At 68.8% G+C, this 15,235-nt stretch carries 11 protein-coding genes and 1 pseudogene; 7 read left to right on the forward strand and 5 right to left on the reverse strand.

All coding sequences use genetic code 11. The features are described 5' to 3' along the window. Positions 1-39 precede the first annotated feature (39 nt). Positions 40-996, reverse strand: coding sequence for a GlxA family transcriptional regulator (locus U3653_RS01170; protein ID WP_195081045.1), 957 nt, complete (start codon positions 994-996; stop codon positions 40-42). Between the two features lie 103 nt (positions 997-1,099). Here U3653_RS01170 and U3653_RS01175 point away from each other — a divergent pair, with 103 nt between their 5' ends. The 3 genes and pseudogenes from U3653_RS01175 to U3653_RS33215 all read left to right on the forward strand — a co-directional run. Next, a complete protein-coding gene (locus tag U3653_RS01175; protein ID WP_195080936.1) occupies positions 1,100-1,852 on the forward strand; it encodes an HD domain-containing protein in 753 nt (250 codons plus the stop codon). A gap of 175 nt (positions 1,853-2,027) precedes the next feature. After that, a complete protein-coding gene (locus U3653_RS01180; protein WP_195080937.1) occupies positions 2,028-2,792 on the forward strand; it encodes a hypothetical protein in 765 nt (254 codons plus the stop codon). Positions 2,793-2,966: 174 nt separating this feature from the next. Then, a pseudogene (locus U3653_RS33215) lies at positions 2,967-3,257 on the forward strand (TrmO family methyltransferase domain-containing protein); the annotation flags it as partial. A 221-nt stretch (positions 3,258-3,478) separates the two neighbouring features. On the opposite strand, the gene U3653_RS01185 reads toward U3653_RS33215, so the two are convergent. The 4 genes from U3653_RS01185 to U3653_RS01200 all read right to left on the reverse strand — a co-directional run bounded on the left by U3653_RS01185 (position 3,479) and on the right by U3653_RS01200 (position 9,087). Next, positions 3,479-5,311 carry a phosphoenolpyruvate carboxykinase (GTP) gene (locus U3653_RS01185; RefSeq protein ID WP_195080938.1) on the reverse strand — a complete coding sequence of 611 codons (1,833 nt, stop codon included), beginning with the start codon at positions 5,309-5,311 and terminating at the stop codon, positions 3,479-3,481. A gap of 218 nt (positions 5,312-5,529) precedes the next feature. After that, the gene (locus U3653_RS01190) at positions 5,530-7,116 is read right to left on the reverse strand and encodes a hypothetical protein (RefSeq protein WP_323124614.1); all 1,587 of its coding nucleotides are present in this window, start codon (positions 7,114-7,116) and stop codon (positions 5,530-5,532) included. Continuing rightward, the gene (locus tag U3653_RS01195) at positions 7,103-8,236 is read right to left on the reverse strand and encodes a hypothetical protein (protein WP_195080939.1); all 1,134 of its coding nucleotides are present in this window, start codon (positions 8,234-8,236) and stop codon (positions 7,103-7,105) included. The genes U3653_RS01190 and U3653_RS01195 overlap by 14 nt, the downstream gene beginning before the upstream one ends. Before the next feature lie 68 nt (positions 8,237-8,304). Then, positions 8,305-9,087, reverse strand: coding sequence for an SDR family oxidoreductase (locus U3653_RS01200; protein ID WP_195080940.1), 783 nt, complete (start codon positions 9,085-9,087; stop codon positions 8,305-8,307). Between the two features lie 151 nt (positions 9,088-9,238). On the opposite strand from U3653_RS01200, the gene U3653_RS01205 reads away from it, so the two are divergent. Genes U3653_RS01205 through U3653_RS01220 form a run of 4 tightly spaced genes read left to right on the forward strand, consistent with a single transcriptional unit; the run spans position 9,239 to position 15,211 of the window. Continuing rightward, positions 9,239-10,585 (forward strand): lipase family protein, encoded by a 1,347-nt coding sequence (locus tag U3653_RS01205; protein WP_195080941.1) that lies wholly within the window; start codon positions 9,239-9,241, stop codon positions 10,583-10,585. 59 nt (positions 10,586-10,644) lie between these two features. Next, the gene (gene trmB / locus U3653_RS01210; RefSeq protein ID WP_195080942.1) at positions 10,645-11,457 is read left to right on the forward strand and encodes a tRNA (guanosine(46)-N7)-methyltransferase TrmB; all 813 of its coding nucleotides are present in this window, start codon (positions 10,645-10,647) and stop codon (positions 11,455-11,457) included. Next, the gene (locus U3653_RS01215) at positions 11,454-12,182 is read left to right on the forward strand and encodes an NYN domain-containing protein (RefSeq protein ID WP_195044044.1); all 729 of its coding nucleotides are present in this window, start codon (positions 11,454-11,456) and stop codon (positions 12,180-12,182) included. Before trmB ends, U3653_RS01215 begins: the two co-directional genes overlap by 4 nt. Beyond that, positions 12,182-15,211 (forward strand): MMPL family transporter, encoded by a 3,030-nt coding sequence (locus U3653_RS01220; RefSeq protein ID WP_195080943.1) that lies wholly within the window; start codon positions 12,182-12,184, stop codon positions 15,209-15,211. The genes U3653_RS01215 and U3653_RS01220 overlap by 1 nt, the downstream gene beginning before the upstream one ends. The last annotated feature ends 24 nt before the right edge of the window (positions 15,212-15,235 follow it).

Below are 15,235 nucleotides of genomic sequence, written 5' to 3' on the forward strand. Positions count from 1 at the left end.
AACGGCATTCGCCGAGCCGGTCGATTCATAGCGACGCGCTCACCGACCCAGCGACCGGCGATACGCGGCCGGCGTGGCGCCCGTCGCCGCACGCAGGTGCACCCGCAGCGCGGTGACGCTGCCGAACCCGGCCTTCGCCGCGACGACTTCCACTGGCAAACGTGTGGTTTCCAGAAGTTCGCGTGCTCGTGCGGTGCGCTGGGCATCCAGCCACCGCCGCGGCGTGGTGCCGACTTCCGCCTTGAAACGCCGGACGAAGGTGCGCTCGCTCATCAGCGCGTGCGCGGCGAGCGCCGAAACATCCACCGCCGCAGCGGGGTTCGCCACCGCCCACGCCAACGTGGCGGCCAGCCCGCCGTCGGCACGCACCCGCTGTGGTTCCGGAATGTATTGCGCCTGACCGCCTTCCCGGTGTGGCGCGGTGACATTCCACCGCGCCAGCTCCGCCGCCGCGTGCGCGCCCAACTCCTTGCGGACGATGTGCAGACACAGGTCGAGGCCCGCGGACAGCCCGGCCGACGTCAGCACGTCACCGTCGTCGACGTACAGGGCCGTCGGGTCCAGTTTCACCGCCGGATACCGCTCGGCGAACTCGCCGCGATAAGCCCAGTGCGTCGTCGCGGGTCGCCCGTCCAGCAGCCCGGCCTCGGCCAGGACGAACGCGCCGACGCAGATGCTCACCATGGTGGCGCCGCGCTCCGCCGCGCCGCGCAACGCGGTCAGCGCCTCCGGCGGGGTGGGCAGCGTCGGGATGCAGATGCCGGGCACGACGACGACGTCGGCTTCCGCCAATGCCTCCAAGCCGTGGTCCACCCGCAGTTCGAAGCCGTTCGGTGTCCATACCGGCCCGGCACGCAACCCACAGGTCCGCATCTCGAACCCGGACGGCTCGCCCGTCTTGCCCGGCCCGTGCCGGAAGGCCTGCACCGCGCAGGCCAGGTCGAAGGTCATCACGCCGTCCAGCGCGAGCGCCACCACTTGCTTCATCGTCCCCAGTTTGGCAGAAATCCGAGTGATACTGTCATTCCCGCCACTCGCGGCGGCTCCGCACGCCCGCTTGACTCGATGCACACCGAGTTCCGATCAGAAGGAGGGCATCGTGGCCGCACCGACGGGCCTCGACTGGACCTGGGCCACCAGCACCGGCGGCGCGTTGTCGAAAGAGCAACGCCGCAGGTTGGCCGTCGCGACCGCCCGCACGCTGCCCGCCATGATGACCGACCGGGTCCGGCTGGCGCTGGGCAGGCGTGGGCGCGGAAACCTGGAGTTCGCCGGCCTGCGGTTGCCCGATTCCGCGCTCGCCGTCGCGGCGGAGACCGAGGCGCGCGAGTCGCTGTCGCCGCACATGCTGAACCATTCGCTGCGGACCTACTACTTCGGCCGGGTCCTGGCCGATCTCGACGGCGCCGCCTACGACGACGAACTGGTCTACGTCTCCTGCCTGCTGCACGACCTGCAACTCGAAAGTCCCACGCCCGGCCGGTGTTTCGCCGTGGTCGGCGGCGAGCGGGCCGTCGCTCTCGCACTGGGCGCAGGCGCGCCGCCGGAACGTGCCGAAGCGATCGGCGCGGCGATCGCCGCCCACCTCACCCCCGGCGTCGCCGACGATCTCGGCGAACCCGGCGGATTCGTCTCCGCGGGCGCCTCGGTGGATGTGCTCGGGGCGCGACTGGCGGAATTGGACCGGGAATGGGTCGCCGAACTGCTGCGCCGCCACCCGCGACTGGAATTCAAACGGCACGTTGCCGCCGCCTTCCGGGCGGAGGGGAAGGCGATGCCGGAGGGCCGGATCCACTGGCTGAACGGAGCGGGTTTCCAGATCATGGTCAAGATGTCGCCGTTCGCCGAATAAAGTGGCTCCGCACTACTGAGCAATCCGACTTTTCCGCATCGGCGCTTTCTGTTTTCAGCGGCTATCAGTTCGGCTCGACCGGACACCTATTTCCGCATAATTCCCGCGGGTAGGTGAATAATGCTGCCGCCCTTTTCACTGGGCAAACCCTCTCGGTGTGAGTATGCTCGATGTCATGAACGGTGTCACCGGCATCGCAAGCGCACGGCTGAAGCTCGCGCGCGCGTGGCACCACATCGACGACCTCGCACGCATTGTCTCGGAATACCAGGACGCGAATGAGGTCGAAGTCCGGGTCGACTTTTCCCCGAGTATCGAAGACGAAAACGAGATCGACTGCGAAGTAGCGGCGGTCGGCATGTCCGACGCGCCCGACGAATGGGCGCTGATCACGGGCGATGCACTCGCCAACCTGCGAGCCGCGCTCGACCGCGCTGTCCATCCGCATGCCGAGCAGTTTCCCATTCTGCTGAGCAATACGAACAGCAAGGGCGAGGAGATATATGTCGAAGAGATTTTCGACGCCGTCACCACAGCCCTGATTCTCCGCCATCAGCCTTTTTGCGACCCCCTGCCGACACACCACCCGCTCGGCCTTCTTCGCGAATTGACCAACCGCGACCGGCACTGCCGACTGAAGGTCAGCAACCAATTCAGAACCGAGCTCATCTTCGCACGGTCAGATGACTACGAAATAGTAGACACCCCGGAGTCAGCGGTACACGAACTCGTGCCAGGAGCCGTCTTCAAGCATTTCCGCCTGCGGCTCAACCCCGGCGTCACGCAGTCCCAGCTCACTTACAACAAAAGACTCCGGGCAACCGTCGTCATCAATATTCCGGACACCGACGACGATGTGCCGCTCATCGCGAGCATGAAATCTATGCACACCCAAGTGTCGGAAATCCTGGACCAACTCGAAGCCCTCGGAATCCTGTAACCAGCTCCGAAGTCACCGGTCGCGCGATATTCCACGCGCGCGGTCCTGCCCGTGCCCGGTGCCGCCACGCTGGACGCCCAGCGCATGCCCACGTCTGGAGCAGATGCCGGTCTATGGCAATTTGCTTGTGAATCTCTTTCGTGTCATCGACGCGGCCGGACTCGTATTCGGTGAATGCAGTTCGCCACGCTCGGTATACACCCGCGCCTGGTCGATACGACGGTTTCCTTCCGTGGTGTACTCTCTGTGCTCGCGAACCCACCCGTTTTCGCGGGTCTCGGCGCGCGCAGTGCCTGTGCCAATCCCGAGTGGCCGAAGGTCGGCATCTTCGGACATCGCAACATGCGACGCGTCAACTGGCTCGGCGTGTCCCGCACCCGGCTGCTCCGAGTCGACGGCCTCGACCTGCACGTAGCCGAGCTGGATGCGGTAGACGGCACGCCTGTGCTGGACATCAAGCCGTGGTTCGCGGAATTCGGCCCCCGAGGAGAGGTCCAGCAAGCCCCATGGTCCACCGAAATGCTCGAAGACTACTTCTGGACGAGCACGGAAGCGCTACTCGGGTCAGTTGAGACGGGCGCTTGCTTCGAACCCTGTTCACTGCGCGCAAAACCTTTGTCTCGCAGAACAAATCGCCCGTGCCATCTGTCAGATGGCACGGGCGAGGTGCTACTTTGGGTGGAGTGTCAGCCCAGACGCTGCTTGAGCGCCTCGAACTCGTCGCGCACGCCGGAAGGCAGCTTGTCACCGACGAACTCGAACCACTCTTCGATCAGCGGGATCTCCTTGCGCCACTCGTCGGCGTTCACGGCGAGCGCCTCGTCGACGTCCTTGGGATCGACATCCAGCCCGTCCAGGTCGAGCTGCGCGGCGGTCGGCACGTTGCCGATCGCGGTCGCCTCGGCCTCGGCGGAACCCTCGATGCGGCCGATGATCCACTCCAGCACGCGGGAGTTCTCACCGAAGCCGGGCCACAGGAAGCGGCCGTCCTCGCCGCGGCGGAACCAGTTGACGTAGAAGATCTTCGGCAGCTTGGCCGCGTCGGCGTTCTTGCCGACGTTGATCCAGTGGCCCAGGTAGTCGCCGACGTGGTAGCCGAGGAACGGCAGCATGGCCATCGGGTCGCGGCGCACGGTGCCGACCTTGCCCTCGGCGGCCGCGGTCTGCTCGGACGACAGCGTCGCGCCCATGAACACGCCGTGCTGCCAGTCGAAGGACTCGGTGACCAGCGGGACGGTGGTCTTGCGGCGGCCACCGAACAGGATCGCCGAGATCGGCACGCCCTGCGGGTCGTCCCACTCGGGGGCCAGGATCGGGCACTGCGCCATCGGCGTGCAGTAGCGGGAGTTCGGGTGCGCGGCCAGCGTCTCGGTCTCCCGCAGGTACCAGTCGTTGCCCTTCCAGTCGATCAGGTGATCGGGCTCGCCTTCCAGGCCCTCCCACCACACGTCGCCGTCGTCGGTCATCGCGACGTTGGTGTAGACGGTGTTGCCCGCTTCCACGGTGGCCATGGCGTTCGGGTTGGAGCTGCGGTTGGTGCCCGGCGCGACGCCGAAGAAGCCGTACTCGGGGTTCACCGCGTAGAGGCGGCCGTCCTTACCGAAGCGCATCCAGGCGATGTCGTCGCCGAGGGTCTCCGCGCGCCAGCCCGGCACGGTCGGCTGGATCATCGCGAGGTTGGTCTTGCCGCAGGCGCTGGGGAACGCGGCGGCGATGTAGTAGGCCTTGTTCTCCGGGGAGATCAGCTTCAGGATCAGCATGTGCTCGGCCAGCCAGCCCTCGTCGTGGGCCATCGCCGAGGCGATCCGCAGCGAGTAGCACTTCTTGCCGAGCAGCGCGTTGCCGCCGTAGCCGGAGCCGTAGCTCCAGATCTCCCGGTCCTCGGGGAAGTGGGTGATGTACTTGGTGTCGTTGCACGGCCACGGCACGTCGGCCTGGCCGTCGGCCAGCGGCGCGCCCACGGAGTGCAGCGCCTTCACGAACGGGCGGTCGGCGCCCAGCTTCTCCAGGGCGGCGGCGCCCATGCGCGTCATCACGCGCATCGACACGACGACGTATTCGGAGTCGGTGATCTCCACGCCCAGCTTCGGGTCATCGGCGCCGAGCGGACCCATGCAGAACGGCACCACGTACATGGTGCGGCCCTTCATCGAGCCCCGGTACAGCTCGGTCATCGTGGCGCGCATCTCGGCCGGGTCGACCCAGTTGTTGGTCGGGCCCGCGTCGGCCTCGGTCTTCGAACAGATGAACGTGCGCGACTCCACCCGGGCCACGTCGGAGGGATCGGAGAGGGCGAGGAAGGAGTTCGGCTTCTTCTTCTCGTCCAAGCGCTTGAACGTCCCCGCCGCGACGAGCTGCTCGGTGAGCCGCTCCCATTCCTCGTCGGAGCCGTCCGCCCACACCACTCGATCCGGCTGGGTGAGTTCGGCGACTTCTTGTACCCAGGCGAGTAGTTCGCTGTGCTCGGTCGGCGCCTTGCCGTCGGATCCACGAAGACCAGGAATGGTCGCTGACGTCATGAAAACTCTCCTGAGATGGGTGGCTATTCGATGCTTCGCCACCTGGCCCAAGGCCCATGACCAGCGCGAATGCACCGAGCGCCACCGTTGGCGGGAAGGCGCCCGCTCCGACCGGTCGAACGCGCACCCCAGGAGGGCGGCAGATCAGGACTTAGCGGACGCCCAAGTTCCTGAATAGAGGTTAACGCGATGTGACGGCCGGTACGGTATCGGGTTCCTCACTGTGTACCCAATTGGTCGCTCGTTTCAACAGGCGAGATCCAGCGATCGAGGACTCGGACATCTCGCTCGCATGCGGCGAGCTGCCCCGGCTGCTCGGCCGCCATCCGGCGCAATTCGGCCTCCAACTGGGCCACCCTGCGATCCGTCTCGACCATTCGCGCGGCGCTTGCCTGGACCACGTGATCTGCCAGAACGGTCTCCGCTTCCACGAGTGCGGTCACCACGCGTTGCTCGAGCTGCGCTTTTACATTGACCAGCGCGTCGGCGATCCATTGCCGGATGTGCGCTCGATCGGCCAGCTGGCGGCGGGCCCGGACCACCCACGCCGCGGCACCGCCGCCGAGCAGCAGCGTCACCGGCACGCTGGCGACGTCCAAGGCCGGTACGAGGGAGAACGGAGCAACCAGCAGGCGACCGAGGCCGACACCGGCCGACGCGCCGAGCGCGATCATAAGGTGATCTTCGACACCTCGATGGCGGGGTTCGGGATCCGGACCGACCCGAGGCGCGGGATCGCGCCGCCGCGTCGGCGAAGCCCGATCCGTGCTCTCGATCCGGGCGCTCAGTTCGGCGATGCGCTGGTCGATGACGTGATCCAGAGCGCCGGTCAGCTCGGTGACGTACTGCTGCAGCCGAGCGGGATAGCCGCCGAGCTCGGCGCGGCTCAGCCGGTCCAGCTCGGCGCGCACGGCGGTGTGCAGCGCCCGGATGTTCGCGCCGATCTCGGTCATCAGGTCCACCCTGGCCAGGTGCAACTGCCCGCGCAGGGTGGACATGGCGGTGGCTCGCCCGCCGTCGCGACCGGCGAGCAGGACGGCGCGCGCCTCGCGCAGCCGGGCCGGTTCGGCGCCGGAGCGCAGCACCGCCACCTGCTCGGCCACCCGCCGGCGGGTGTCGGCGAGGACCCGGCCGACGACCGCGCCCTGCCGGTCACCGCCCGCGGCGGCCGCGGCGGTGAGCTGGGCGTGCAGTGCGCCGACACCGGAGCGATCGAGCAGTCCGGCGTCCCCCGCGGTGCGTGCGGCGGCCGCGAGCCGCGCCGAGACCGGCACGATATCCAGATCGCCCGCGCCCACCGCGGCGAGCAGTTCCAGGTCGCGCTCCCGCACCGACTGCCAGTCCTGGTGGGCGTGGATGCCGTTCATGGCCAGCAGCAGACGGGTGCCGTCCGCGCGCAACCGGTCGATCGCCCCGAGCGTGTCCGCGCCGATGATGGTGCCCGCGTCGAGCAGGATCAGCGCCACCGCCGGCGGAGCGGTCTCTGGCCCCGGCACCGCGTCGGCGCGCGGCTCCGACAGCGTGAGGCGCGGTTCGAACCGGGCCAGCTCGGTGCGCAACAAGGTCGTGTTGACGTCGGCCGGACCGATCACCGTGACCGCACCCGCGGAGCCGGAGTCGCGCACCGCGCGCAGCAGCGCCATTCCCTGCGGATTCCATCGCTGCACCACGGCCGCGAGTTCGGGGCCGAGTGTTGCGGCGGCGTCCGGCTCGCCGTCGGCGGGCGCGCCCCCGGGGCGAGACGGCGCGACCATCTCGGCGGACGCACTCACCGCCGCGGATTCCGGAGGCTCAGAGACCGGCACTGCTCATCCGTTCCCATAGTCGGATGTAGCCGTTGTGCACGCGCAACGCGGCGCGGCGGGCGGCAGGGGGCATATCGCTGGTGACGACGGCGCGCCAGCGCGCGGCGCGGGCCAGCGCGTCGTCGGCGTCGGAAGGCGCTGGCGCGGAGTATCCGGCCGCGAGATGGGCCACGTCGGGCCCTGCGAGCCCCGCGCAGAGCCCGAGCCAGACGGCGTCGTCGCTGTTGAGATAGGACTCGAGCAGGTCGCGCGCCCGACCGCCCTCCTCCGGCACCGCGCGGGCGGCGAGGCGGGCCAGCTCGTCGAGCAGCTCGCCGCCGCGCAGCGCGGAGACCTGCTCGTAGCGGCGGTGCAGCACCTGGTGCAGCGCGTCGATGCCGCTGGCCGCGTGCAGGATCTGCAGCAGCGCCTGCGGAGTGAGATCCGGATCGTGCCGCAGGGCCGTGCAGGCGCAGGCCACGCCGTACAGATCCCAGCGGCGCAGCAGTTCCGCGCGCTCGGCGGCGTCCGGCCCCGACCCGACGAACAGGTCCGGCGCGAGCAGCAGCGCCGCGTCGGCTTCGGTCGCCAGTTTGCGCAACAGGTCCAGCTCGGCCTCGGTCAGCGCGCCCGCCCTCGTTCGCGTGGCCAGCGAGGCGACCACCGGAACCACCGGAACTCCCAGCTCCCTGCCGTACTGCTGGGCGGCTGCCACCGCGTCGCCCCAGCGGGAACCGACCGCGTCGGCCTTGTTCAGCACCGCGATCGCGCGCTGCGGCGGCAGCGCGGCCAGCACCCTGCGGTCGGCCGGCGTCGGCGCGGCCGACAGCACGTAGACGACGATGTCGGCGTCGAGTTCCGGGTCGGGCGCTCCCGGCCGGTCCACCGGATCGGTCTCCACCGCCGACATCAGCGCGAGCGCGTGCAGCACCGCGGTCCGTCCCGCGTGCGCGCGTCCGGTCACCTGGATGCGCGGTGGTTTGCGCCACGCGCTGACGGCCGCCGCCGCGGCGTACCCGATCTGCGGATCGCGCCCCGTGCCGAAGCGGAGTTCGGCCAGCAGCTTGTCGAGCTGATCGTGCGCGGAGGTGGGCACGCCGCGCTCCCGCAACGGCCCATCGGAATCAGTGGCTGCCTGCATGCTGCGCACACCCCCTTTTACGGTGCGCAATTCTGTCAGAAGACGGCGCGCGGGACAGGTTCGACGGCTCAGCTGCCACTGAAGTACTTGTTCGCGGTGCGCACCACCCAGTTGGGGGCGTATTTGCCCACCGTCGCCAGCACCTTCGCCTGCGCGCCGATCTCGTAGTGCACCTTCGGCAGCCTCGCGCGCTTGCGGGTGGCCTCCCAGATCCCGGCGGCGACGTCGTCGGCGGTCAGCCGCACGCCGAGCGACTTCGTGGTCCCGGTCGTCACGCCGTCCACCATCGCCGTGTCCACGAACATCGGCCAGATCGCGAGCACCCGGATGTCGTGGCGCTCCCACTCCAGGTCGAGCGCCTCGGTGAAGCTCTTGACCGCGGATTTGCTGGCGCCGTAACTGGCGAGTTCGGCCTGGCCGTAGATCGCCGACGCCGAGCAGAGGTTGACCACCTGCGCACCAGGGGTGTCGCGCAGATAGCGGAACGCGCTGTGCGTGCCCGTGAGCACGCCGAGCACGTTGACCTCCACGATCGCCCGATGGGCGGCGAGGTCGATCTCCTCGAACGGCCCGGCGCGCAGGATGCCCGCGTTGTTGACCAGGATGTCCAGCCGTCCCGCCGCGGCGTGGAACTCCGCGAGCCGTTCCGCCCACTGCGTGGCGTTCGTCACATCCAGCACCCCGGTGTGCACTGCGCCACCTTTGGCTGTGATATCACCGGAAAGCCTGGTCAGCCCGACCTCATCGATGTCGTAAGCCCCGACCTGGTATCCCTGCGCAGCGAAAAGCAAGGCCGTGGCCCGCCCGATACCGGACGCCGCGCCGGTGATGAATACTGTCGGTCTGCCCATGCCGGGGAGTCTAGTGCCGGGAACGCCGTGTACCGCGGGGTTCCCACAGGCCCGGTCGGTCACTTACCCTGCTGAAGTGGTCGGCGCCATAACCGGTGCGCAGCTTGAACTTTCGCATGCGGCAACCGACCTCGACGATGAGGAGGTTGCGATGACCGCGAACGTCATCGGCGCTGTCGACCCGGAGCCGGCCTGTCCCGCGGAGCGCAAGCCCTTGCTGCCGAGCGCGGACCCGTTCCATCGACCGCCCAAAGGGTTCGCGGCCAAAGCGCCCGGCACCATCCTGCGCAGCAGGAAGATCGAGGTGGCGCTGTTCGGGGTTGTCCCGCAGCAGGTCTCGGCCTGGCAGCTACTGTACCGCAGCTGTGATCTGCACGGCGCGCCGGAAGCGGCCGTCACCACGGTGCTGCTGCCGATCGACGCGGAGCCGGACGAGGATCGCCCGCTGCTGGCCTTCCAGACCGCGATGGACGCGGTGACCGAGAAGTGCTCCCCGTCCTACGCCCTGCGCCACGGCGCGCGGGCCCTCGGCTCGGTCACCCAGCTCGAATGGCTCCTGGTCGCGAACGCGCTGCGGCGCGGCTGGGCGGTGAGCATCGCCGACCACGAGGGACCGCACGGGAACTTCGGCGCGCCGCGCGAGCCCGGCTACCGCGCGCTCGACGGCATCCGCGCCGCCCTGCGTTTCGGCCCGCTCGGGCTCGGCCCTGACACCCGCGTCGCGGTGTGGGGCTACTCCGGCGGCGGCATGGCCAGCTCGTGGGCGGTCGAGATGGCGCCGGCCTACGCCCCGGAACTCGACATCGTCGGCGCGGTGCTCGGGGCCCCGGTCGGCGACCCGCGCCAGGTCTTCGACCGGCTCAACGGCACGCCGTACGCCGGCCTGCCCGCCATCGTCATCGCCGCCCTGCGCAGGCTGTACCCCGCGTTGAGCTCGCTGATCGACAACGAACTCAGCCCGGAAGGCCACCGGTTCGTCGTCCGCGCGGAGAACGCCACGCCGGTCGGCGCGATCCTCGGGCTCGCGGGCAAGAAGGTGGACGACTTCCTCGACCGGCCGCTCGCCGAAGTGCTCGATACTCCGCAGCTGCGGGCGATGTTCGACGACCTGCGGCTGGGCAACACCACGCCCGCGTGCCCGTTGCTGGTGGTGCAACCCATCCACGACCAGGTCATCCACATCGATGGCGTCGACGGCCAGGTGGACCGCTACCGCCGCGGCGGCGCCGCGGTGACCTACGTGCGCGACCGGCTCAGCGAGCATTTCTCGCTGCTGCCGCTGTCCACGCCGATCAGTCTGGATTGGCTGGCAGACCGGTTCGCCGGGCAACCGGTGAGCGAAGTCGGCGACAGCACCGTGTGGTCGGTCGCGGCCTCGCCTTCGGGCGTGCGCGGACTGCTGGAGATGGCGGTGACCGCGGCCAAGGTCGCACTCGGAAGACCGCTGCGTCAGCAACGGCCGACCGTGCCGAGGATCGCGCCCGCGCGCGCCGCCTGACCGCCTGCTCAGCGGCCCGGGTGCAACCGCCTGCCGCACTGATCGCCGGATGCTGGACAATGGACGCCGTGAACGACGCCGCGAACCATACTGCCGAGTCAGTTCCGGGCCCGCCGTCCACAACGTCGGCTCCGGCCGAGGGCGGACCGAGGCACAAGACCGGCTCCCGCCTGTACCCACGAGTCACCAGCTTCCGGTCGCGCAGGGGCGCGCTGACCGCGACCCAGCAGCAATCCTGGGACCGGATGTGGCCATCGATCGGCCGCGAGGTCGCCGACGAGCCGCTGGACGCGGCCGCCTGGTTCGGCCGCGACGCGCCGCTGGTCATCGAGATCGGCTGCGGCACGGGCACCGCGACGGCCGCCATGGCCCAGGCCGAACCGCACCTGAACCTGATCGGCATCGAGGTCTACCAGCCCGGCCTCGCGCAATTGGTACAGCGCGTCGAGCGCGAAGGGATCGGCAACATCCGCCTGCTGCGCGGTGACGCGGTCGACGTGCTGGAGAACATGATTGCTGAAGAGTCGCTGACTGGCGTCCGCGTGTTCTTCCCCGACCCGTGGCCGAAGGCGCGCCATCACAAGCGCCGGCTGCTGCAACCGGCGACGGTCGCGCTGATCGCCAGCCGCCTGAAGCCGGGCGGTGTGCTGCACGTCGCCACCGACCACGCGGGCTACGCCGAGCACATCCACGCGGTGGGCATGGCGGAGCCCCTGCTCATCGGCCTGAACGAGACGACGGGCGGGGTGAGCGCCGAGCATCGCGACACCGCGCCGATCGGTTTCGAGCGGCCCGTCACGAAATTCGAAGGCAAGGCACATCGCGCCGGTAGCGCCATCACAGAGCTCATATGGGGGAAGATCGACCGATGAGCGTCAGTGAAATGGCCCACGAAGTGGTCGATGTTGCCGGGGAGGTGCACGGCGGCGGAGCGGAAGGTCTCGGCAGCTCGGGACCGGACGTGCGCCGCGTCCTGTTGGTGTGGGACGCCCCGAACCTCGACATGGGCCTCGGCGCTATTCTCGGCGGTCGTCCGACCGCCGCCTACCGCCCGCGTTTCGACGCGCTCGGCCGCTGGCTGCTGGCCCGCACCGCCGAACTGTCGGTGGGCGCGGTGCATCGAGTGGAACCAGAGGCCACCGTCTTCACCAACATCGCCCCCGGCACCGCCGACGTCGTGCGGCCTTGGGTGGAGGCGCTGCGCAACGTCGGCTACGCGGTCTTCGCCAAGCCGAAGATCGACGAGGACTCCGATGTCGACGCCGACATGCTGGCGCACATCGCCCTGCGCAGCCGCGGCGCCGGTCTGGCCGGCATCATGGTGGCCTCCGCCGACGGCCAGGCGTTCCGCGAACCATTGGAGGCGCTCGCCGCCAAAGGCGTGCCGGTTCAGGTGCTCGGCTTCCGCGAGCACGCGAGTTGGGCCGTCACATCCGATACTCTCGAATTCATCGACCTCGAGGACATTCCGGGCGTGTTCCGTGAACCGCTGCCCCGGGTGAGCCTCGACTCGCTGCCCGACGAGGGTGCCTGGCTGCAGCCGTTCCGGCCGCTGTCGGCACTGCTCACCTCTCGCCCCGCCCAAGGAGTCGCTTAGTGTTCACACGCTGGGGCGATCTGGTATACCGGCTGCGCTTCGCCGTCATCGGCGTGGTCGTGGCCGGTCTTCTGGCTCTCGGTGGCTACGGCCTCGGGTTGGAGGACCACCTCAGCTCCAGCGGGTGGGACGATCCGACTTCGGAGTCGGCGCGCGCGGCGCGGATCAAGGACGGCGCCTTCGCACGGGATCACACCTCCGACGTCATCGTGTTGTACACGGCGCCGGAGGGCAAGACCATCGATGATCCGGAATTCAGCGACAAGATCCTCGAGAACCTGACGAGTCTGCCCCGCGAACATCCCGACGAGATCACCCAGATCAACGGCGTCTACTGGCGGAACACCGCGAATATCCCGGTTCAAGCCTCGGTTTTCGGCTCCAAGGACAAGAAGTACGCCTTCGCCTCCATCGCCATCAAGGGCGACAACGACACCGAGATGGTGCGCAACTACCGGAAGGTGAAGAACGTCTTCTTCATCCCCGGCGTGGATGTGCAGGTGACCGGTCTGCAAGCCGTGGCGGGCACGCTGAACGACACCATGGCCGACGACCAGAAGCGCATGGAGATCCTCGCCATTCCGGCGGTGGCCGTCCTGCTCTTCTTCATCTTCGGCGGTATCGTGGCCGCCGGGTTGCCGCTGATCGTCGGTGGTCTCACCGTGATCGGCGCCTGGGGGATCGTCCGCTTCATCACCGAGTTCACCGAAGTGAATTCGTTCGTCTCCCCGGTCGTCTCGATGATCGGCCTCGGCTTGGCCATCGACTACGGCCTGTTCATCGTGAGCCGGTTCCGCGAGGAACTCGCCGAGGGGTACGACACCAGGGTCGCTGTCCGCAGATCGGTGATGACGGCGGGCCGCACCGTGGTGTTCTCCGCGACGATGATCGTCGCCAGCCTCGGCGGCATGCTGTTGTTCCCGCAGGGCTTCTTGAAATCGGTCGCCTACGGCGCCATCGCGACGGTCTCGCTGGCGGCGCTGACCTCGATCACCGTCTTGCCCGCCATGCTGGCGGTGCTCGGTAAGCGCGTCGATATGCTCGGCCTCAAGCGGTTCCGCAAGACGAAGACCGCCGACGAGGTGGAGGGCGGTTTTTGGGGGCAGTCCACCCGCTGGGTGATGAAGCATCCGCTCAAGATCGCGATCCCGCTGTGCATCATCTTGTTGCTGCTGATCATCCCGGTGAAGAACCTCAGTTTCGGCGGTATCAACGAGCGGTATCTGCCGCCGGACAACCCGACCCGGCTGGCGCAGAAAGAGTTCGACACGATCTTTCCGCTGCGCAAATCCGACCCGATCGAACTGGTCTTCGTCGTCGACGATCCCAGCCTTGCCACCCAGGTCGGCAAGGTGGTGAAAGAGGCGAGCAAAGCGCCCGGACTGGCCGGCGAATTCGCTTATCCCCCGAGCACGGCTCCCAACGACAAGACCATCTACAAGACTTCCGTCACGCTCACCAATTCCGAGGACGCCGATCCGACCATCGATTACCTCCGCTCGCTGGAGTTGCCCGACGGCGTCACCATGCTGGTGGGCGGTCAGCCCGCGATCCAGAAGGACAGCATCAGCGCGCTGCTGGGCCGGATGCCGCTGATGATCGCGCTCGTCCTGTTCGTGACGACGCTGCTGATGTTCCTGACCTTCGGCTCGCTGGTGCTGCCGATCAAGGCCGCGCTGATGAGCGCCCTCGGTCTCGGGTCCACGCTCGGCATTCTCACCTGGATCTTCATCGACGGCCACGGCGCCGGGCTGTTGAATTTCACTCCGCAGCCGATCATGTCGCCGGTGCTGGTGCTGATCATCGCGATCATCTACGGCCTCTCGACCGACTACGAGGTCTTCTTGATGTCGCGCATGGTCGAGGCGCGCGCTCAGGGCGCGAGCACCACCGAGGCGGTGCGGATCGGCACCGCGCAGACCGGCCGGATCATCACCGCGGCCGCGCTGATCCTGCTCGTCGTCACCGGCGCGTTCGCCTTCTCCGACCTGGTGATGATGCAGTACATCGCCTACGGCATGATCGCCGCGCTGTTCATCGACGCGACCGTGCTGCGCATGCTGCTCGTCCCGGCCACCATGAAACTCCTCGGCGACGACTGCTGGTGGGCGCCGACCTGGATGAAGAAGGTGCAGGAGAAGGTCGGGCTCGGCGAGCCCATTCTCGATGACGAGCGCGTCGGCGGCGGTGATGTCGTCGACTTGGTGAAGACCACGCCGATCACCGATCCGGTGACCATGCAGATCCCCGCGGTCGCCGCCGCCAACAAGGTGCCGCGCAGGCGCAAGCCGCGCACGGTCGCCGAGATCGAGGCCGAGGCGCCGACCAGGCGGCTGGACCGGGTTCCGCCCTCGCCCGCACCGCAGCCGACTCCCGCGCCGCCGCCGCTCGATCCGGGCAGGCAGCGTCCGGAGCCGCCGCGCAATCCCACGCCCCCGCAGGGTGAACCGATTCGGCCCCGGCGAATCTCGCAGGTCCCGAACGATCCGCGCTCGACGCCGGGCCAGGCGGAGCAGCGGCCGCCGTCACCGCCCGCCAACCCGCAGGGTCCCGCAGGGTCGCGACCGTTGCCGCCCACCGGCCTGCCGCACGACCCGAGCGCATCGCACGCCGGTGTGCCCTCGGTGATTCTTCCCGAACGCAGCCCGCGTCCCGCGGTCTCGCCGATCACGCCGCCCGCCCCGCGCCCGACCCCCGCCCCGGAACCACGTCCGCTGTCCGGCATCACGCAGGATCCGACCCTCGACCTCGCACAGCACGAGCCGAGCGGCCCGCGTCCGGCGCGCCTGCCGTCCGAGGATTCGGCCGTCTCCGACGGTCCCGCGCATCGTGCGCCCGAGCCCGAGGCCCCCGCGGAGCCGTACAACGGACCGGACACCACCAACCGCAGCAGCATCGAGAGCTGGATGGCCGAACTCCGCTCTTCCCGCCGCCACATCGGCCGGGTCCCCGAGGAAGGCAGGCACCACGGCGGCGACGGCCGCACGGTGAGCGTGAACGAACTACTGCGCCGCCGCGAGCGGGAGTGAGCGGTCGCTCCTGACAGCGAAAGC

Origin of the sequence: Nocardia implantans, assembly GCF_035544775.1 — a bacterium.
GTDB lineage: Bacteria > Actinomycetota > Actinomycetes > Mycobacteriales > Mycobacteriaceae > Nocardia > Nocardia implantans.

Coding starts and splice junctions, on each gene's coding strand:
- U3653_RS01180 (WP_195080937.1), top strand. CDS start 2,028: ATGAACGGTGTCACCGGCATCGCAAGCGCACGGCTGAAGCTCGCGCGC.
- U3653_RS01200 (WP_195080940.1), bottom strand. CDS start 9,087: ATGGGCAGACCGACAGTATTCATCACCGGCGCGGCGTCCGGTATCGGG.
- U3653_RS01185 (WP_195080938.1), bottom strand. CDS start 5,311: ATGACGTCAGCGACCATTCCTGGTCTTCGTGGATCCGACGGCAAGGCG.
- U3653_RS01205 (WP_195080941.1), top strand. CDS start 9,239: ATGACCGCGAACGTCATCGGCGCTGTCGACCCGGAGCCGGCCTGTCCC.
- U3653_RS01195 (WP_195080939.1), bottom strand. CDS start 8,236: ATGCAGGCAGCCACTGATTCCGATGGGCCGTTGCGGGAGCGCGGCGTG.
- trmB (WP_195080942.1), top strand. CDS start 10,645: ATGGACGCCGTGAACGACGCCGCGAACCATACTGCCGAGTCAGTTCCG.
- U3653_RS01215 (WP_195044044.1), top strand. CDS start 11,454: ATGAGCGTCAGTGAAATGGCCCACGAAGTGGTCGATGTTGCCGGGGAG.